The following is a 19,168-nucleotide window of genomic DNA, read 5'->3' as shown; positions in this document are numbered from 1 at the left end:
CACCAACATGAGCAAGCGGAACAGCGCAGCGGCGAAGTCGGCGGCCCGTGAGCGGCTGCGCGCCGAGCGCGAGCGCCAGGCCAAGCGCGCCAAGGTCAAGCGGCAACTCGTCGTCGCCGGCTCGGTCGTCGGTGTCCTCGCGATAGCCGGCGGCATAGGCTACGCCGTCGTCCAGAACAACAAGCCCAGTTACTGGGAGGGCCTGAAGGACGCCAAGGTCACCGCTCCGGCGAACACCTCGGGCACCAAGGGCACGACGGTGATCATCGGCAAGGCGAGCGCGAAGAAGACGCTCAAGGAGTACGAGGACCCGCGCTGCCCGGTCTGCGCCCAGTTCGAGCAGACCGTGGGCTCGACCCTCGTGAAGGACGTCGACGACGGCAAGTACAAGATCCAGTACATCGGCGGCACGTTCATCGACAACCACGACAACGGCGTGGGCTCGAAGAACGCGCTGAGCGCCCTGGGCGCCGCGCTGAACGTCAGCCCCACCGCGTTCCTGGAGTACAAGTCCGCGCTGTACTCGACGAAGTACCACCCGGAGGAGACGACCGACAAGTTCAAGGACGACAGCTACCTGATCAAGGTCGCGAACACGGTCTCCGCGCTGAAGGGCAACACGGCGTTCCAGACCGCCGTCAAGAAGGGCACCTACGACGCCTGGGCGATGGCCATGTCGAAGACCTTCGACAAAAACAAGGACGGCGTGACGGGCACCCCGAGCTTCGTCATGAACGGCAAGATGCTCACCGCCGACTCCTCGGGCAACCCGCCCATGACGGTGGCCGACTTCACCCGGGTCGTGGACGCGGCGCTCAAGGGCTGAGCCAACGAGCGGTGGAAGAGCGGGCGAACTTTACGAGTTCGCCCGCTCTCGTCAATACTGATCAGTAACCTGATCGCTCGTGACCAGTCGATACAGAGCAACCGAGGGTGTCAACCCGCCCTCCCCGCGCCGCCGTACGGTCGTCAAGGCGGCGGCCGCCACCGCCGTCCTGGCCGGCCCGCTCGTCGCCGCGCTGCCCGCGGGAGCCGCCACCCAGACGCCCGCCTTCCTGCACGGCGTCGCCTCCGGGGACCCGCTCCCGGACGGCATCCTGCTGTGGACCCGGGTGACGCCCACCGCCGAGGCGGTCCCGGGTTCGGGGCTCGGCCCGGACACCGAGGTGAGCTGGACCGTCGCCAGGGACAAGGCGTTCACGAACGTCGTCTCCCGGGGCTCCCTCACGGCGAGCGCCGCCTCCGACCACACCGTCAAGGCCGACATCCGCGGCCTGGAACCGGCCACCGACTACTACTTCCGCTTCTCGGCGGGCGGCACCGACTCCCCCACGGCGCGCACCCGCACCGCGCCGGCGGCGGACGCGAACGTCACGGGCCTGCGCTTCGGCGTCGTCACCTGCGCCAACTGGGAGGCCGGCTACTTCTCGTCGTACCGCCATCTCGCCGCCCGCGGCGACCTGGACGCGTGGCTGCATCTCGGGGACTACATCTACGAGTACAAGTCCGGCGAGTACGGGACGCGCGGCACGGTCGTACGGCCGCACGCGCCCCTGAACGAGATCATCACGCTCGCCGACTACCGCACCCGGCACGGCAGATACAAGACCGACCCCGACCTCCAGGCGCTGCATCTGAGGGCGCCCGTCATCGCGATCTGGGACGACCACGAGTTCGCGGACAACGCCTGGTCGGGCGGCGCGGTCAACCACACCGAGGGCGCCGAGGGCACCTGGACGGCCCGTCAGGCGGCCGCGAAACAGGCGTACTTCGAGTGGATGCCGGTCCGCCCCGCGATCGCGGGCACCACCTACCGCCGCCTCCGCTTCGGCAGGCTGGCCGACCTCTCGCTGCTCGACCTGCGCTCCTTCCGTTCGCAGCAGGCGAGTTCGGGCAGCGGTGCGGTCGACGACCCGGACCGTACGATCACGGGCCGGGCCCAACTCGACTGGCTGAAGGCCGGGTTGAAGGCGTCAGACACCAAGTGGCGGCTGGTCGGCAACTCGGTGATGATCGCGCCGTTCGTCATCGGCTCGCTCACCGCCGACCTGCTCAAACCGCTCGCCAAGCTGCTGGACCTGCCGCAGGACGGCATAGGCGTCAACACCGACCAGTGGGACGGCTACACCGACGACCGCCGTGAACTCCTCGCCCATCTGCGCTCGAACGCGATCGGCAACACGGTGTTCCTCACCGGCGACATCCACATGTCCTGGGCCAACGACGTACCGGTGGACGCTGGCACCTACCCGCTGTCGCCGTCCGCGGCAACGGAGTTCGTGATCACCTCGGTCACCTCCGACAACCTCGACGACCTGGTGAAGGTCCCCGAGGGCACGGTCTCCGCGCTCGCCGCGCCCCTCATCCAGGCCGCCAACCGGCACGTCCACTGGGTCGACACGGACCGCCACGGCTACGGCGTCCTCGACATCACCGCCGACCGCGCGCAGATGGACTACTACGTCCTGTCCGACCGCACCTCGCCGACCGCGACCTCGTCCTGGGAGCGGTCGTACCGCACCCGCAGCGGCACGCAGAAGGTGGAACGGACCTACGACCCGGTCTAGGTCACAGCGTGTCGAGGAAGCCGAGCGCCACCCGCCAGGTGGCCTCGGCGGCCTCCTCGTCGTAGTCCGGGAGGCCGGGGTCGGTGTACAGGTGACCGGCTCCGGCGTACCGGTAGATCTCGACGTCGGCGCCCGCCCTGCCCATCTGGAGGTACCAGGAGCTGAGCCAGTCGTCGGTCTCGAACTGGTCCGGCTCGGCGACGTGCAGCTGGACCGGCAGATCGTCGACGGAGGCGTTGGCCGCGATGTCCGACGTGCCGTGCAGGAGCAGCAGCCCGCGGGCCTTCTCGTCGCCGAGGGCGAGGGTCTGCGCGACGGACGCGCCGAGCGAGAACCCGGCGTAGACGAGCCCGCGCTCCGAATAGGGGGCGGCGGCCAGCACGGCCCGCTTCAGCAGCTCGTCCTTGCCGATCCCGTCGTTGAAGGCCATGCCCTCCTCGACCGTCTCGAACGTACGCCCCTCGAAGAGGTCCGGCGTCCACACCTCGTGGCCCGCCGCGCGCAGCCGCTCGGCGGCCTCGCGCACGGCCGGCCGCAGACCGTACGTCGAGTGGAAGACCATGATGTTCATGAAGCCATCGTGCCAGTACGGTCGGACACATGGAGAACGTACTGCGCCCGCTGATCGTCATAGGCGGCTCCGTCGTCCTCACGCTGCTCATCGGCTGGGTCACCGACCTACTGCTGCGCAAGGCGGACGCCCGGCACGACGACACCACGCTGTGGGGCCTGCTGCGCCGGGGCCGCGTGCCCTACCACCTGGTGCTCTGCGCGGCCTTCCTCAGAGCCTCCTACGACCAGGCACAACTGCTGAAGGAACACCGGGTCGGCATCGGCCAGACCCTCACCCTGGTGCTGATCGGCGCCACCGCGTGGCTGATGATCCGGGTCGCGGCGGCGATCGTGGAGTCGTCGTACACCCGCTACGCCCGCGCCTCCCGCGACGCGGCCCGGGTCCGCCGGGTCAGAACCCAGGTGACACTCATCACGCGGGTGGTCGCCGCGATCGTCGGTGTGGTGGCGATCGCCGCGATGCTGCTGACGTTCCCGGCGATGCGCGCGGCCGGCGCCTCACTGCTGGCCTCGGCGGGTGTCCTCGGCATCGTCGCCGGTGTGGCCGCGCAGTCCACTCTCGCCAACCTCTTCGCGGGGCTCCAGATCGCCTTCGGTGACATGGTGCGCATCGGCGACACGGTGGTGGTGGACGGCGAGTGGGGCACGATCGAGGAGATCACCCTCACCTTCCTCACGGTACGGACCTGGGACGAGCGCCGGATCACCATGCCGGTGTCGTACTTCACGTCCAAGCCGTTCGAGAACTGGTCCCGCGGCACCCCGCAGATGACCGGCATCGTCTACTTCCAGGTCGACCACTCGGCCCCGGTCGACGCGATGCGCGAACAGCTCCGCGAGATCCTCCGCGCCTGCCCCGCCTGGGACGGCCGCAGCTACGGCCTCGTCGTCACCGACACGACCCCCAACACCATGGAGGTCCGGGCCCTGGTCACGGCGAAGGACGCGGACGACATCTGGACGGTCCGCGTCACCGTCCGCGAACAGATGATCCGCTGGCTGTACGTGGAACACCCCTACGCCCTGCCCCGCGTGAACACGGCGGACGCGGCCCCGGTCCCCGCGGACGGTCCGTCACCCAACGGTGCGGGCAGGGGCCGGACGGCGCATGAGCCTCCGGGGCGTGACCGGGGGTGAAGGGGGCGCTGGTGAGGGGCGTCAACGCCCCCGCTCGGCCCCGCCGTTGACCTGGATCACCTGCGACGTCACATGCCCGGCAGCCGGTGAGGCCAGCCAGTGCAGGGTCGCGGCGACGTCCCCGGGCGTACCGGCCCGCCCGGTGGACGTGTCGTTGATGAGCCGTTCGCGCCGGGCCGGGTCGATCCGCGGGCCGAAGAACTCCGTGTCCTCGATGTACCCGGGCGCGACCACGTTCACGGTGATGCCGCGCGGCCCGAGATCCCGGGCCAGATCATGGGCGTACGGATGCAGGGCGGCCTTGGCCCCGCCGTACGCCCCGCTTCCCGACCCCCGGTACGCGGCGATGGAGCTCACGAACAGCACCCGCCCGCCCGGTTCCGCGAGCCGCGTCCGCAGCGCCTCGGTGAGCAGCGCGGCGCTCAGGGTGTTGATCCGGAAGTTGACCGTCCAGTCGTGCGCGACCCGGTCCAGCGGATCGCTGCTCGCGCTCCCCGGCTCCAGCGCCCCCGTGCCGCCCGCGCCGTGCACCAGCACGTCCACGGTCCCGAACTCCTCGGCGACGAACCGCGCTACCCCGCGCACGGCTTCGGGATCACTCAGATCCCCGGCGTAGGTCAGCGCCCCCGGCACCGCGGCCTTCTCCAGCACCTCGCGCCGCCGCCCGAGCAGCAGCACCCGATCTCCGTCTGCCGCGAAGGCATGCGCCGCGGCGAGCCCGATTCCCGTACCGCCACCACTGATCACCACGTTGCGAACCATGGCGCGAGCCTACAAAGAGGGTGCGGGCGACGACGAGCCATTCGACCGATGGCCGCCGACGGCGCCCCGGCCCCCACGGGAGCGGAGCACCTCTCCACCGCCCGTGAACAGGCGGTGCACGGGCGGGTGACTCACCTCAGACTGCGGACGTCGAGGTGCCGCAGCACCCGGTCCACGATCTCCGGATCGGCCCCCGGCTCACTCCGCGCCGCCAGCACCTCATGGCGGGCCGCACTCAGCATCTCCCCCTGGATGCGCCGCATCCGCTTCACCCGCTTCACCCGCTTCTCGTACGCCTCCCGCCGCTCCCCGTCCCCCACCTCGGGAGAGATCCGCACCCCGATGTCGAACGCCCGCCGCAACAACTGCTCGGACACCTCCTCCGGCAGTTCCTCGACGTCCTCGATCTCCCGCAGCCGCCGCTTCGCGGCCTTCGCCGCCCGCACCGCCAGCTCCTTCTCGAACGCCTTCTCGCTGTCGGTGTCGGCCCGCACCCCCAGCCGCTTCACCAGCCACGGCAAGGTGAGCCCCTGCAACACCAGCGTCGCCATGATCACCCCGAACGCGATGAACACGATCTCGTCCCGGTCCGGGAACGGCGACCCGTCGTCCATGGTCAGCGGAATCGCCAGCGCCAGGGCCACGGACGCCACCCCGCGCATCCCGGCCCACCACATGATCACGGTCTCCCGCCAGGACGTCGGGATCTCCTCGTCGTAGTCCCGTTTGGCGTGCAGCCGTTTCGTCAGCCAGGTCGCCGGCAGCAACCACGCCAGCCGTACGACGACCACGACCCCGACGATCGCGGCGGCCCAGCCGAGCATCTCGCCCCACCGCCCGGACGCCGTACGGATCGCGTTGTGCAGTTCGAGCCCGATCAGCCCGAACGCGACCCCGGTGACCAGCGTGTCCACGACGTCCCACACGGTCGCCCCGGCGAGCCGGGTCAGCACGTCGTCGGCGCCCAGGGAGTACTCGGCGAGGAACAGCGCGGTGGTGAGCACGGCGAGCACCCCGGAGCCGTGCAGTTCGTCGGCCAGGACGTACGAGGCGTACGGCACCAGCAGCGTCAGACCGATCTGAAGGGTCGCGTCGTCGAGGGCCGACATCAGCTTGTTCGTGGCCCAGCCCAGGGCCACGCCGACCACCACGGCGACGACGGCGGACAGCACGAAGTCGAGCCCGGCACGCCAGAAATCGAAGCTCCCACTGACGGCGGCGGCGATCGCGACGTGGTAGAGCACGATGGCCGTGACGTCGTTGAACAGGCCCTCGCCCTCCAGGATCGACACCAGCCGGCGCGGCAGCCCGAGCTGCCCGGCGACGGCGGTCGCGGCGACCGGGTCGGGCGGCGCCACCAGCGCGCCGAGCGCCACGGCGGCCGCTATCGGCAGCCCGGGCACGATCGCGCTCGCGACGGCGGCCACGGCGAGGGTGGTGACGAACACCAGGGCCACGGCCAGCAGGAAGATGGGCCGGATGTTCGCGGTGAACTGCCGCCAGGAGGTGCGCCGGACGGCCGCGTAGAGCAGCGGTGGCAGCAGCAGGGGCAGGATCAGCTCGGGCGGGACGTTCACGTTCGGCACGAAGTCGGCCACCGCGAGGACCATCCCGAGGAGCGTCATGAGCACCGGCGCCGGCAGACCGAACCGGTCCCCCAGCGGGACGCTCACCACGGCCCCGAGCAACAGGACGAAGAGGAGGGCCAATTGATCCACGGTCAGGGCTCCGGCGGGATCTCGACGTTCAACTAGCGGACGCTCAAGCCTGCCACGCCGCCCGCCCGACCAGCACTTTCGACGCCTGTCGGATACCGAGCCCCTCGCGGACCGCGCATGCGGCCCTGCTCACACGGCCGGTGTCAGCGTCTTCCGCATCGCCCGGTGCGGAATACCGGCGTCCGGGAACTCCGGCCCGTACGCCTCGTACCCGAGCCGCTCGTAGAACCCGAGGGCGTGCGTCTGCGCGTGCAGGTCCACGGCGGCCAGCCCACGCGCGCGTGCCGCGTCCTCGATGGCCCGCACCAGCGCGACCCCGACCCCGAGCCCCCGCGCCTCCTTGCTCACAGCCAACCGCCCCAGGGACCCCACGCCCAGGTCCCCGCCGGTCTTCGCCGCGGCGGCCTCGCCGTGCAGCAACCGCCCGGTCCCGAGCGGCATCCCGTCCTCCCGCACGGCCAGCACATGCGTCGCCACGGCGTCGTACGCGTCGTACTCGATCTCCTGGGCCACGCCCTGCTCGACGACGAAGACCTCCTTGCGCACCGCGAAGCAGGCCTCGCGGTCGGCCGGGTCCTCGGCGACACGCACCACGTAGGGCGTCGGACTCATGCGTACGTCTCCTCGCGCACCAGGTCCAGGGCCTGCTGGAGGTCGTCCGGGTAGCCGCTCTCGAACTCGACCCACTGGCCGTCCGCCGGGTGCTCGAAGCCGAGCCGTACCGCGTGCAGCCACTGGCGGGTCAGGCGCAGCCGCTTGGCGAGCGTCGGGTCGGCGCCGTAGGTCAGGTCGCCCACGCACGGGTGGCGGTGGGCCGCCATGTGCACGCGGATCTGGTGGGTGCGGCCGGTCTCCAGCTTCACATCGAGCAGGGAGGCCGCGCGGAACGCCTCGATGAGGTCGTAGTGCGTGACCGACGGCTTGCCCTCGGCGGTGACCGCCCACTTGTAGTCGTGGTTCGGGTGGCGGCCGATGGGGGCGTCGATGGTGCCGCTGGTCGGGTCGGGGTGGCCCTGGACCAGCGTGTGGTAGCGCTTGTCCACCGTGCGCTCCTTGAACTGGCGCTTCAAGGAGGTGTACGCCCGCTCCGACTTCGCCACGACCATCAGGCCGGACGTGCCGACGTCAAGGCGGTGCACGATGCCCTGGCGCTCGGCGGCACCGGACGTCGAGATGCGGTACCCGGCGGCGGCCAGCCCGCCGATGACCGTGGTCCCGGTCCAGCCGGGGCTGGGGTGAGCGGCGACGCCGACCGGCTTGACGATCACGATCACGTCGTCGTCGTCGTAGACGATCTCCATGCCCTCGACCGGCTCGGCGACGATCTGCACGGGCGCGGGCGCCTGCGGCATCTCGACCTCGAGCCACGCCCCGCCGTGCACACGCTCGGACTTCCCGACCACCGAGCCGTCGACCGTGACCTTCCCCGCCGCGGCCAGCTCGGCGGCCTTCGTACGGGAGAAGCCGAACATGCGGGAGATGGCGGCGTCGACACGCTCGCCCTCCAGGCCGTCGGGCACGGGCAGGTTTCGGATCTCGGGAACTGTGCTCACCCGGTCGAGTATGCCGGACGGGTCCGACACCGCCTTACCGAAGCCCGTACGGCGGCCCGGACAGCGGCCCGTGCGGTCAGTCCTTGTGGACGGTGCCGTCCGGGTCCAGGCCGCGGAAGGAGAGCAGCACGATCAGGATGCCGCCGCACACGATCGCCGAGTCGGCGAGGTTGAAGACGGCGAAGCCCTTGGGCGCGATGAAGTCGACGACCTCGCCCTGGAAGATTCCGGGCGAGCGGAAGATCCGGTCGGTGAGGTTGCCGAGCGCACCGCCCAGCAGCAGGCCGAGCGCGATCGCCCACGGCAGGCTGTAGAGCTTGCGGGCCAGCCGGGCGATCACCACGATCACGGCGGCCGCGATCATCGTGAAGATGACCGTGAAGGCCGCGCCGAACCCGAAGGCGGCGCCGGGGTTGCGGATCGCGTGGAACTCCAGCCAGTCCCCGAAGACCTCGATCGGCGCGTGGTGCTCCAGCTTGGCGACCACGAGCAGCTTGCTGACCAGGTCGAGGGTGTACGCGAACGCGGCCACCGCGAACAGCACGGCGATCCGGCGCCTGCCCCTGGGGGGCGACGCGGCGCCACCCTGCTCCGGCTCGGCCCCCGCCGCCTCTGGGGTATCCGGCGTACCGATGATGCGCTCCGCCTCTGCCACGTGAGTCCCTCAGCCTAGGTACCTAACTCAGGATGAGGGTACGGCACACCTGTCGGGGCCTTCAGTACCGGCGTTCCTGCTTCTGCTTGCACTCGACGCAGAGGGTGGCCCGGGGAAAGGCCTGCATGCGGGCCTTGCCGATCGGGTTGCCGCAGTTCTCGCACAGGCCGTAGGTGCCGGCGTCCAGCTTCCCCAGGGCGCGCTCGGTCTGGATCAGCATCTCGCGCGCGTTGGCGGCCAGCGCCATCTCGCTCTCGCGCGTGATGTTCTTGGTGCCGGTGTCGGCGTCGTCGTCGCCCGCGCCGTCCCCGGAGTCCCGCATCAGACCGGCGAGGGCCCGCTCGGTGGACGTGATCTCCTCGCTCAGCCGCGCGGCCTCGGACTGAAGCTCCGTACGGGCCTCCTCGACCTCCTCCGGTGTCCAGGGGTCCTCTCCGGGGCGCACCGCGAGGTCACCGGGCACCGCCGCGACCCGCGCCTTCGGAACGGCCCGCTTCGCCGCCGTGGCCGTGCCAGGAGTCTTCTTCGCAACCACCGTCGTGGCTCCCGTCTGCTCCGCGGCCTGCGCCGCGCCTGCCTTCGCCTTCTTGGCCGCGCTCTTCTTCGTGCCGGCCGTGCTCTTCTTTCCGCCGGCCGTGCTGTTGGTCGCCGTGGTGCGTGTGGTGCCTGTCGTGCTTTTGGTGCCTGTCGTGCGTGTGGTGCCTGTTGTGCTTTTGATGTCCGCGGTGCGTTTGGTGTCCGCGGTGCTGTTCGTGGCGGCGGCGCTCGTCGCGCCTGTGGCGCTATTCGTGCCCGTCCCTCTCTTCGTGGAACCGCTCTTGGCGCCGGTGATGCTCTTCGCAGGGCTGCTCTTCACCGACGTACTCTCCGGGGCGACGGTTTTCTTCACAGCTGCTTTCTTCACGGCCGCTTTCTTCGCGACCGTCTTCTTCGCGGCCGCCTTCTCAGGGACGGTCTTCTTCACGGCCGTCTTCTTCGTCTCCGTGGCCTTGGGAGTGGCAGCCACCTTCGTGACCGCCTTCTTCGTGGCCGTGGATTTCGCGGCGCTCTTCCTGATCGCCGCCGCCTTCGCGGCCCCCGGTCTTCCGGCCCCTTCCCCGGTCGTCTTCTTCGAAGAAGCCGCCTTCGTAGCGACCGCCTTCTTCTCCGCGGTCTTCTTCGTTGCGGTCTTCTTCGCCACCATGGCCGCGGCCCCTTCTCACATTTTGTGATCACGCACGCGAATCGTGCTGGGACGATAAATCGACTTGAGTCCCGCGGCAACGGGGCACGCCGCCCGATTCCTCCACCCTTCTGGCCTCGCGCGACAAGCCTGCATGCGTTGTGCCCAGCTCCCCGCCGGGTAATCCGCCGAGTCAGACAGCCCGAACGCCGAACGCGCGTTCACCGCCATTCGGGTCGGACGAAGGGTCGGCAGGCCGTCCGGCGGGGCCCCGGAAAATCCGGTCGGCCGCTGTCCGTGCGGCCCCGTACACTGGGCGGAGCGAGAAGCGTGGATGGGGACGAGTAGCGGCGTACGCAGCCCAGAGCGACCCGGGGACGGTGGAAGCCCGGGGGCGAGCGCGACGTGAAGATCACCCCGGAGCCGCCGGAAGAAAGCCGCAGCCTCCCAGCAGCGGCCGGTAGACCCGGCATCGCGACCCCAATGAGGGGGCTCACTGGTGCGTGGGACGCACCGGGGAGCCAAGGAGGGTGGTACCGCGGGAGCGCGCCGCACACGGCGTACGGAAAGTCGTAGCTCTCGTCCCTCCGGACGGAAGGCATAAAGTCCGCCGGAGGAAGCTCGCTGATGACAACGCCGACGTACCGCCAGGTACCCGCCCAGGTCGACCTGCCCGCGCTCGAGCACGCCGTGCTCGACTTCTGGCGCGAGCAGAAGATCTTCGCCAAGACCCTGGACCAGTCCGAGGGGCGCCCCGAGTGGGTGTTCTACGAGGGCCCGCCCACGGCCAACGGCATGCCGGGCGCCCACCACATCGAGGCGCGCGTCTTCAAGGACGTCTTCCCCCGCTTCCGGACCATGCGCGGCTACCACGTGGGCCGCAAGGCCGGCTGGGACTGCCACGGCCTCCCGGTGGAGCTGGCGGTCGAGAAGGAGCTGGGCTTCACCGACAAGCAGGACATCGAGGCGTACGGCATCGCCGAGTTCAACGCCAAGTGCCGCGACTCCGTGACCCGGCACACCGACGCCTTCGCCGAGCTGACGACCCGCATGGGCTACTGGGTCGACCTCGACGACGCCTACCGCACCATGGACCCCGAGTACATCGAGTCGGTCTGGTGGTCGCTCAAGGAGATCTTCAACAAGGGCCTGCTGGTCCAGGACTACCGCGTCGCCCCCTGGTGCCCCCGCGACCAGACCGGCCTCTCGGACCACGAGCTGGCGCAGGGCTACGAGACGGTCGTCGACCCCTCCGTGTACGTCCGTTTCCCGCTCACCTCCGGTCCGCTGGCCGGCCGTGCCGCACTCCTGGTCTGGACGACGACCCCCTGGACGCTGGTGTCCAACACGGCCGTCGCCGCCCACCCCGGGGTCACCTATGTCGTCGCGACGAACGGCGAGGAGCAGCTCGTCGTCGCCGAGCCGCTGCTCGCCAAGGCCCTCGGCGAGGGCTGGGAGACCACCGGTGAGACCTTCACCGGCGCCGAGATGGAGCGCTGGACGTATCAACGTCCGTTCGAGCTCGTGGAGTTCCCCGAGCCCGCCCACTACGTGGTGAACGCGGAGTACGTGACGACCGAGGACGGCACGGGTCTGGTCCACCAGTCCCCCGCCTTCGGCGAGGACGACCTCAAGGTCTGCCGAGCGTACGGCCTCCCGGTGGTCAACCCGGTCCGCCCGAACGGCACCTTCGAGGAGAGCGTCCCCCTCGTGGGCGGTGTCTTCTTCAAGAAGGCCGACGAAAAGCTCACCGAGGACCTCCGGGACCGCGGCCTGCTCTTCAAGCACGTGCCGTACGAGCACAGTTACCCGCACTGCTGGCGCTGCCACACCGCGCTGCTGTACTACGCGCAGCCCTCCTGGTACATCCGCACCACGGCCGTCAAGGACCGCCTTCTGGAGGAGAACGAGAACACCAACTGGTTCCCGGACACCGTCAAGCACGGCCGGTACGGCGACTGGCTGAACAACAACATCGACTGGGCGCTGTCCCGCAGCCGCTACTGGGGCACCCCGCTCCCGATCTGGCGCTGCGAGGACGACCACCTCACCGTGGTGGGCTCCCGCGCGGAACTGACCGAGCTGACGGGCACCGACCAGTCGGCCCTCGACCCGCACCGCCCGTTCATCGACGCGGTCACCTTCGCCTGCCCCGAGTGCGGCGAGACGGCCACGCGCGTGCCCGAGGTCATCGACGCCTGGTACGACTCGGGCTCGATGCCGTTCGCGCAGTGGGGATATCCGTACAAGAACAAGGAGTTGTTCGAGAGCCGCTACCCGGCGCAGTTCATCTCCGAGGCGATCGACCAGACCCGCGGCTGGTTCTACACGCTGATGGCGGTCGGCACCCTGGTCTTCGACAAGTCGTCGTACGAGAACGTCGTCTGCCTCGGCCACATCCTCGCCGAGGACGGCCGCAAGATGTCCAAGCACCTGGGCAACATCCTTCAGCCGATCCCGCTGATGGACCAGCACGGGGCGGACGCGGTGCGGTGGTTCATGGCCGCGGGCGGCTCCCCCTGGGCGGCCCGCCGCGTGGGTCACGGCACGATCCAGGAGGTCGTCCGCAAGACCCTCCTGACGTACTGGAACACGGTCGCCTTCCAGGCCCTGTACGCCCGCACGTCCGACTGGGCGCCCAGCGCGGCGGACCCGGCCCCGGCCGACCGCCCGGTCCTGGACCGCTGGCTGCTGTCCGAACTCCATGCCCTCACCGACCAGGTGACGCAGGCTCTGGAGTCCTACGACACCCAGCGCGCCGGCAAGCTCCTCTCGGCGTTCGTCGACGACCTGTCGAACTGGTACGTCCGCCGCTCCCGCCGCCGCTTCTGGCAGGGCGACAAGGCCGCGCTGCGCACCCTGCACGAGGTCGTCCAGACGGTCACCCAGCTGATGGCCCCGCTGACCCCGTTCATCACCGAGCGGGTCTGGCAGGACCTCATCGTCCCGGTGACCCCGGACGCCCCGGAGTCCGTCCACCTCTCCTCGTGGCCGGAGGCGGACCTCTCCGTCATCGACCCCGAGCTGTCGAAGCAGATGGTCCTCGTACGGCGCCTGGTGGAGCTGGGCCGGGCCACGCGCGCGGAGTCGGGCGTCAAGACGCGTCAGCCGCTGTCCCGCGCGCTGATCGCGGCCACGGGCTTCGGCACCCTGGACCCGGAGCTGCACGCGCAGATCACGGAGGAGCTGAACGTCGAGGGGCTCGCCTCGCTGAGCGAGGTCGGCGGCTCGCTGGTCGACACCACGGCGAAGGCCAACTTCCGCGCCCTGGGCAAGCGGTTCGGCAAGCGCGTCCAGGACGTGGCCAAGGCGGTGGCGAACGCGGACGCGGCTGCCCTCTCCCTGGCGCTGCGCGAGGGCACGGCGACCGTCGAGGTGGACGGCGAGACCATCACGCTGGCTCCCGATGAGGTGATCATCACAGAGACCCCGCGCGAGGGCTGGTCCGTGGCCTCCGACTCGGGGGCGACGGTCGCCCTCGACCTGGAGATCACCGAGGAGCTGCGGCAGGCGGGCCTGGCCCGTGACGCGATCCGGCTGATCCAGGAGTCCCGCAAGAACAGCGGCCTGGACGTCGCCGACCGGATCGCCCTGCGCTGGACGTCCACCGACCCGGCGGTCATCGCGGCCCTGTCCGAGCACGCGTCCCTGATCGCCGACGAGGTCCTCGCCACGGACTTCGCCCAGGGCGAGGCGGACGACAGTTTCGGCCCGGCGTTCACGGACGAGGGGTTGTCGCTGGTGTTCCGCCTGCACAAGGCGTAGTGCTGGGCGCGCTCAAGCAGTTGAGCGCCGTCGGGGTGCGGCCGGTCCGTTCAGGACCGGCCGCCCGTGGCCGGTCGCGCCCGCGCGGCGGAGCCGGACATGTCACAGCCCCGCGCCCCTCGGGGCGCGAACCAGAACACCAAAAGGGCGGGGCCCCCGGATGATCCGGGGGCCCCGCCCTTTTGAACGCTGCCGACGCCCAAGGCGTACTAAAGGCCGGTCAGTTGTCGTCCTCGTCGATCAGGAACCCGCGCATCGGCGAGGGAGCCTGGCCCATCGGCGACGGGCCCTGCGGCCGGACCGGAGCCATCGGCTGGGTCATGGCCGGGGACATCTGCTGCTGGCCGCCGTAGGACGGACCGGCGGGCGGCGGGCCGCCCATGCCCTGGTTGCCGCCGTACGACGGGGCGCTCGCGCCGGCCGGGGCCATGGAAGGCGCCGGGGACGGCGGAAGCGACGCGGTCGCCGGAGTGCGCGGCGGGGCCAGCGAGTCGTCGGCCTGGGTCTCCAACTGACGCAGCTGGGACTCGAGGTAGGACTTCAGACGCGTGCGGTACTCGCGCTCGAAGCCGCGCAGGTCCTCGACCTTGCGCTCCAGCGTGGCGCGGGCGGACTCCAGGGAGCCCATCGCGACGCGGTGCTTCTCCTGCGCGTCCCGCTCCAGGGCGTCGGCCTTGGCACGGGCGTCACGCTCAAGACCCTCGGCGCGCGAACGGGCCTCGCCGACGATCTTGTTGGCCTCGGAACGGGCCTCGGCGATCGCCTGGTCGGCGGTCTGCTGAGCCAGCGAGAGGACACGGGCGGCGCTGTCGCCACCGGGACCCTGCTGCGGCATGCCGCCCATCGGACCGCCCATGGGGCCGCCCATCTGCTGCTGCATCTGGGGCTGACCCTGCATCGGGCCCTGGCCCATCTGCTGCATCTGGCCCTGCATCGGGCCGCCCTGGCCCATCGGACCCTGACCCATGGGGCCCTGGCCCATCGGACCCTGGCCCTGCGGGCCGCCCTGGCCACCGGGGCCGGCGGGCAACTGCGGGGCACCGCTCGGCAGCTGGGGCGGGCCGCCCATGGGGCCGCCCATCTGCTGCTGCGGCGGGCCCGATATGCCGGCGGGCACCGGGGCGCCCGGACCGCGCATGCCTTGCGGGGGCATGCCCTGCTGGGGCATCCCCTGCTGCTGCATGCCGCCCTGCTGCATGCCACCTTGCTGCATGCCGCCCTGCTGCTGGTCCTGTTCGGGGGGCTTGCGCATGTTCTGTTGGTTCTGCGCGGCCGCGCGCGTGGCGGCGGCCAGCTTGGCGCGCAGATCCTCGTTCTCCCGCAACAGGCGGGTCAGTTCGGCTTCGACCTCGTCGAGGAAGGCATCGACCTCGTCCTCGTCATAGCCTTCTCGGAGGCGGACGGTCGTGAACTGCTTGTTCCGCACGTCCTCGGGGGTCAACGGCATCTCTTCACCTCAACGTAGTCATCGGCAGTCGGCAAGACCGTATCGTCCACTGTCACCTCGCGAGATTGCCCACGATAGAGATCAAGATGTAGACGATGATCATCAGGACGAAGAAGGACAGGTCGAGCGCCACGCCCCCGAGACGCAACGGCGGGATGAACCGCCGTAGAAGCTTCAACGGTGGATCGGTGACAGTGTAGGCGGCCTCCAGAACGACCACCATCGCCTTGCCGGGTTGCCATGAGCGGGCGAACTGGAAGACGTAGTCCATGACCAACCGGAAGATGAGCACGATGAGGAACACCATCAGCGCGATGTAGATCACCTGCGCGAACACGCTCATGGTCTGTCTTTCCCTCTCCCCTGTTCCGTGCTTCCTAGCGGCTGTCTGTCTCAGCTCTGATTGAAGAACCCGCCCTCTGCGATGCGGGCCTTGTCCTCCGCCGTGACATCGACGTTAGCAGGCGACAACAGGAACACCTTCTGCGTCACCCGCTCGATGCTGCCGTGAAGACCAAACACCAAACCGGCCGCAAAGTCGACAAGTCGCTTCGCGTCTGTGTCATCCATCTCAGTCAGATTCATGATCACCGGGGTGCCTTCACGGAAGTGTTCCCCGATGGTACGGGCCTCGTTGTAGGTCCGGGGGTGAAGTGTGGTGATCCGGTAAGGCTCTCGTTCCGACACGACCTTGGGCATGATCACCGGTGCGTTCTTCTCCAGGGACTGGCGTTCTTGTGTGATGGATGCCACGGGCGCGATACGCGCCGGACGTCCTGATTCCGTACCCAGGGAAGCGGAATGGGACACAGGGTCACGAGGAGCCGGAGGCTGCACCACTCGTACCGGTTCGTCCCTTTGGGACTGATGCGGGCTGTGTGACTGGTGCGACGGCTCATGCCGTCGACGGTCCCGCTCGGGCTCCGGGTCCAGTTCGGGTTCGAAGTCGTCATCGGGGTCGAAACCCCGGCCGTCGTACCCATCGTCCTCCACGAGGCCGAGGTAGACCGCCATCTTGCGCATCGCGCCGGCCATGCTCTGAGTCCTCCGCTCTGTGGTGGATCGGCTGACGACTGCCAAGTGCCCGCGATCCACGAGGTCGTTACGCCCGCCTTCGGCGGCATTGACCATATTTTCTGCTGTGGTCCGACTTCTTGGCGACGTTACCCGAGCCTGGGGCGCACGCCGAGTACCGCAGTGCCGACGCGCACATGTGTCGCTCCGGCTGCCACGGCCTGTTCGAGGTCCGCACTCATCCCTGCGGACACCATGTTCGCAGCCGGATGGGCTCGGCGCAGGTCAGTCGACAAATCCATCAACCGCCCGAACGCCGCCTGTTGGCGTCCGGCGTACTCCCCGGTGAGCGGCGCCACGGTCATCAGTCCGTCGAGCCGCAACCCCGGAGCCCCGGCGACGAGATCGGCCAACTCCCCGACGCCGCCCGGCGCCACGCCACCCCGCTCGCCCCGCCCGCTCACTCCCGCGTCGAGCGCGACCTGGATGAGACAGCCCAGTTGGCGTCCCGTCCGCTCGGCCTCCTTCGACAGCGCGGTGACGAGCCGGGCCCGGTCGACCGACTGCACGACATCGGCGTAACCGACCACGGATCGCACCTTGTTGGTCTGCAACTGACCGACGAAGTGCCAACTCAGCGCCAGATCCGCACAGTCGGCGGCCTTCGGGGCGGCGTCCTGGTCCCGGTTCTCGGCGACATGACGCACACCGAGCTCCGCCAAGATCCGCACATCGCTCGCCGGATAGGTCTTCGTGACCACGATCAGGGTCACTTCTTCACGCTTGCGCCCCGCCGCCGCACAGGCGGCGGTGATGCGCTCCTCGACTTTCGCCAGATTTACGGCGAGTTCATCCCTGCGGTCCGTCATGTCCCGTCAGTCCAGCCAGACATAGCTCGCCAGTCGCCCGGTGGTCCGGTCGCGGCGGTACGAGAAGTGGTCGTCCGATTCACGGGTGCACACCGGCGACTGCTCCCGGTCGCGCACCCCGAGCCGGTCGAGTTGCGCGAGTGCGCCGGCGGTCACGTCGACCGCGGGAGTGCCCCAACTCGTCTCGGCGTGCGCCGCCGGTTCCACCGCGGCGACGTCGGCCCGCATCTCGGCGGGCACTTCGTAGCACCGGCCGCAGACGGCGGGTCCGGTGCGGGCGACGATCCGGGCGGGATCGGCGCCGAGTTCGATCATGGCCCGTACGGCGGCGGGGACGACCCCGGCGACCATGCCCGGGCGTCCGGCGTGGGCCGCGCCCGCGATCCCGGCGACCGGGTCGGCGAGCAGGACCGGCGTGCAGTCGGCGGTCAGCACGGCGAGGGCGAGACCGCGCCGGGCGGTGACGAGCGCGTCGACGGAGGGGATGTCCGAGGCGCCCCAGGGCTCCTCGACGACCGCCACATCGGCCCCGTGCACCTGGTTCATCCAGACCACCAGGCCGGGGTCCAGCCCCAGCGACTTGGCGGCCAGTTCACGATTGGTACGCACGGCGTCGGGGTCGTCGCCGACCGCGCCGCCGAGATTGAGCTCCTCGTACGGAACGGCGCTCACCCCGCCCCACCTGTCGGTGAAGGCGAAGTGCGCGCCGCTCACGGTGTCGAGCTGTCCTATCACTTCAGGAAGTCCGGTACGTCCAGCTCCTCGGCGGCGCTGTCCGAGTAGGTCCGCGACGGCGGGACCGGCGGGGCGACCGGGAGGTCGGCGACCGGCTCCGGAGCCGGCTCCGGCTCCTCCTTGGGCTTGACGCTGCCGAGCGAGCCGAAGGACGGACGGCTCTCCTGCCGTGCCGGGGTCGGCTCGTCGCGGCGGGCCGAGGACGAACTCGAGCCCGTCTCACGGCGGGTGGGCGGCTGGCCGCCGTCGAAGCCGGCCGCGATGACCGTGACCCGGACCTCGTCGCCGAGAGCGTCGTCGATGACGGCTCCGAAGATGATGTTGGCCTCGGGGTGGGCGGCCTCGCTGACCAGCTGGGCCGCTTCGTTGATCTCGAACAGGCCGAGGTCGGAGCCGCCGGAGATGGAGAGCAGGACGCCGCGGGCGCCGTCGATGGAGGCTTCGAGAAGGGGCGAGGAGATCGCCATCTCGGCCGCCGCCACCGCGCGGTCGTCGCCGCGGGCCGAGCCGATGCCCATGAGGGCCGAACCGGCCTCGGACATCACGGACTTGACGTCGGCGAAGTCGAGGTTGATCAGGCCGGGCGTGGTGATGAGATCGGTGATGCCCTGCACACCGGAGAGCAGGACCTGGTCCGCCGACTTGAAGGCGTCGAGGACCGAGACCTGGCGGTCCGAGATGGACAGCAGCCGGTCGTTCGGGATGACGATGAGGGTGTCGACCTCTTCGCGGAGTTCGGCGATGCCGTCCTCCGCCTGGTTCGCCCGGCGCCGTCCCTCGAAGGTGAACGGGCGGGTGACCACGCCGATCGTGAGGGCGCCCAGGGAGCGCGCGATGTTGGCCACGACGGGGGCGCCGCCGGTGCCGGTGCCGCCACCCTCGCCGGCCGTCACGAAGACCATGTCGGCCCCCTTGAGGACCTCCTCGATCTCCTCACGGTGATCCTCGGCGGCCTTGCGGCCGACGGCCGGGTTGGCGCCGGCGCCGAGTCCGCGGGTGAGTTCGCGGCCGACGTCGAGTTTGACGTCGGCGTCGCTCATCAACAGCGCCTGCGCGTCGGTGTTGATGGCGATGAACTCGACGCCCTTGAGACCGACCTCGATCATCCGGTTGATGGCATTGACACCACCGCCGCCGACACCGATGACTTTGATGACTGCGAGGTAGTTCTGCGGTGCTGCCACGTCGAAGGCCTCTCGCCTCGAGTTACG

The 19,168-nt window shown here is 70.0% G+C and carries 17 protein-coding genes; 4 read left to right on the top strand and 13 right to left on the bottom strand.

The window, feature by feature from the left end:
• Window positions 1-7: 7 nt before the first annotated feature.
• Window positions 8-826: a DsbA family protein gene (locus tag ACIRB1_RS09810; protein ID WP_403465178.1), complete on the top strand. Its 819-nt coding sequence runs from the start codon at window positions 8-10 to the stop codon at window positions 824-826.
• Between the two features lie 79 nt (window positions 827-905).
• Window positions 906-2,567: an alkaline phosphatase D family protein gene (locus tag ACIRB1_RS09805; protein WP_403465177.1), complete on the top strand. Its 1,662-nt coding sequence runs from the start codon at window positions 906-908 to the stop codon at window positions 2,565-2,567.
• A 1-nt stretch (window position 2,568) separates the two neighbouring features.
• Here the strand turns inward: ACIRB1_RS09805 and ACIRB1_RS09800 are convergent, their stop codons facing one another.
• Complete coding sequence (locus tag ACIRB1_RS09800; protein ID WP_352183697.1) at window positions 2,569-3,138, bottom strand: dienelactone hydrolase family protein; 570 nt, start codon at window positions 3,136-3,138, stop codon at window positions 2,569-2,571.
• A gap of 29 nt (window positions 3,139-3,167) precedes the next feature.
• Here ACIRB1_RS09800 and ACIRB1_RS09795 point away from each other — a divergent pair, with 29 nt between their 5' ends.
• Complete coding sequence (locus tag ACIRB1_RS09795; protein WP_352183696.1) at window positions 3,168-4,277, top strand: mechanosensitive ion channel domain-containing protein; 1,110 nt, start codon at window positions 3,168-3,170, stop codon at window positions 4,275-4,277.
• 21 nt (window positions 4,278-4,298) lie between these two features.
• Here ACIRB1_RS09795 and ACIRB1_RS09790 read toward each other — a convergent pair whose 3' ends face one another.
• From ACIRB1_RS09790 to ACIRB1_RS09765, 6 genes are all read right to left on the bottom strand, one after another.
• Window positions 4,299-5,039 carry an SDR family NAD(P)-dependent oxidoreductase gene (locus tag ACIRB1_RS09790; RefSeq protein WP_403465176.1) on the bottom strand — a complete coding sequence of 247 codons (741 nt, stop codon included), beginning with the start codon at window positions 5,037-5,039 and terminating at the stop codon, window positions 4,299-4,301.
• Between the two features lie 131 nt (window positions 5,040-5,170).
• Window positions 5,171-6,757, bottom strand: coding sequence for a Na+/H+ antiporter (locus ACIRB1_RS09785; RefSeq protein WP_352183694.1), 1,587 nt, complete (start codon window positions 6,755-6,757; stop codon window positions 5,171-5,173).
• 129 nt (window positions 6,758-6,886) lie between these two features.
• The gene (locus ACIRB1_RS09780; protein WP_403465175.1) at window positions 6,887-7,369 is read right to left on the bottom strand and encodes a GNAT family N-acetyltransferase; all 483 of its coding nucleotides are present in this window, start codon (window positions 7,367-7,369) and stop codon (window positions 6,887-6,889) included.
• Window positions 7,366-8,310, bottom strand: coding sequence for an RluA family pseudouridine synthase (locus ACIRB1_RS09775; RefSeq protein ID WP_033284519.1), 945 nt, complete (start codon window positions 8,308-8,310; stop codon window positions 7,366-7,368). Before ACIRB1_RS09775 ends, ACIRB1_RS09780 begins: the two co-directional genes overlap by 4 nt.
• 76 nt (window positions 8,311-8,386) lie before the next feature.
• A complete protein-coding gene (gene lspA, locus ACIRB1_RS09770) occupies window positions 8,387-8,965 on the bottom strand; it encodes a signal peptidase II (protein ID WP_328831986.1) in 579 nt (192 codons plus the stop codon).
• 61 nt (window positions 8,966-9,026) lie between these two features.
• Window positions 9,027-10,148 (bottom strand): TraR/DksA C4-type zinc finger protein, encoded by a 1,122-nt coding sequence (locus tag ACIRB1_RS09765; protein ID WP_403465174.1) that lies wholly within the window; start codon window positions 10,146-10,148, stop codon window positions 9,027-9,029.
• 606 nt (window positions 10,149-10,754) lie between these two features.
• Here ACIRB1_RS09765 and ileS point away from each other — a divergent pair.
• Window positions 10,755-13,892 carry an isoleucine--tRNA ligase gene (ileS, locus tag ACIRB1_RS09760; RefSeq protein WP_403465173.1) on the top strand — a complete coding sequence of 1,046 codons (3,138 nt, stop codon included), beginning with the start codon at window positions 10,755-10,757 and terminating at the stop codon, window positions 13,890-13,892.
• A gap of 220 nt (window positions 13,893-14,112) precedes the next feature.
• Here ileS and ACIRB1_RS09755 read toward each other — a convergent pair whose 3' ends face one another.
• The 6 genes from ACIRB1_RS09755 to ftsZ all read right to left on the bottom strand — a co-directional run bounded on the left by ACIRB1_RS09755 (window position 14,113) and on the right by ftsZ (window position 19,141).
• Window positions 14,113-15,339 carry a DivIVA domain-containing protein gene (locus ACIRB1_RS09755; protein WP_352183690.1) on the bottom strand — a complete coding sequence of 409 codons (1,227 nt, stop codon included), beginning with the start codon at window positions 15,337-15,339 and terminating at the stop codon, window positions 14,113-14,115.
• 52 nt (window positions 15,340-15,391) lie between these two features.
• Complete coding sequence (locus tag ACIRB1_RS09750) at window positions 15,392-15,682, bottom strand: YggT family protein (protein ID WP_019062316.1); 291 nt, start codon at window positions 15,680-15,682, stop codon at window positions 15,392-15,394.
• Window positions 15,683-15,732: 50 nt separating this feature from the next.
• The gene (locus ACIRB1_RS09745) at window positions 15,733-16,374 is read right to left on the bottom strand and encodes a cell division protein SepF (RefSeq protein ID WP_266767779.1); all 642 of its coding nucleotides are present in this window, start codon (window positions 16,372-16,374) and stop codon (window positions 15,733-15,735) included.
• 128 nt (window positions 16,375-16,502) lie between these two features.
• Window positions 16,503-17,222, bottom strand: a complete 720-nt coding sequence (locus tag ACIRB1_RS09740) for a YggS family pyridoxal phosphate-dependent enzyme (RefSeq protein WP_352183689.1) — start codon at window positions 17,220-17,222, stop codon at window positions 16,503-16,505.
• Between the two features lie 6 nt (window positions 17,223-17,228).
• Window positions 17,229-17,957 carry a peptidoglycan editing factor PgeF gene (gene pgeF, locus ACIRB1_RS09735; protein ID WP_352183688.1) on the bottom strand — a complete coding sequence of 243 codons (729 nt, stop codon included), beginning with the start codon at window positions 17,955-17,957 and terminating at the stop codon, window positions 17,229-17,231.
• Complete coding sequence (ftsZ, locus tag ACIRB1_RS09730; protein ID WP_352183687.1) at window positions 17,954-19,141, bottom strand: cell division protein FtsZ; 1,188 nt, start codon at window positions 19,139-19,141, stop codon at window positions 17,954-17,956. Before ftsZ ends, pgeF begins: the two co-directional genes overlap by 4 nt.
• Window positions 19,142-19,168: the final 27 nt, after the last annotated feature.

The organism is Streptomyces sp. NPDC096013, assembly GCF_044763565.1.
In the GTDB taxonomy this organism is placed as follows: domain Bacteria; phylum Actinomycetota; class Actinomycetes; order Streptomycetales; family Streptomycetaceae; genus Streptomyces.
The sequence above is the reverse complement of the archived record's forward strand: the minus strand, read 5'-3'. Positions and strand labels throughout refer to the sequence as shown.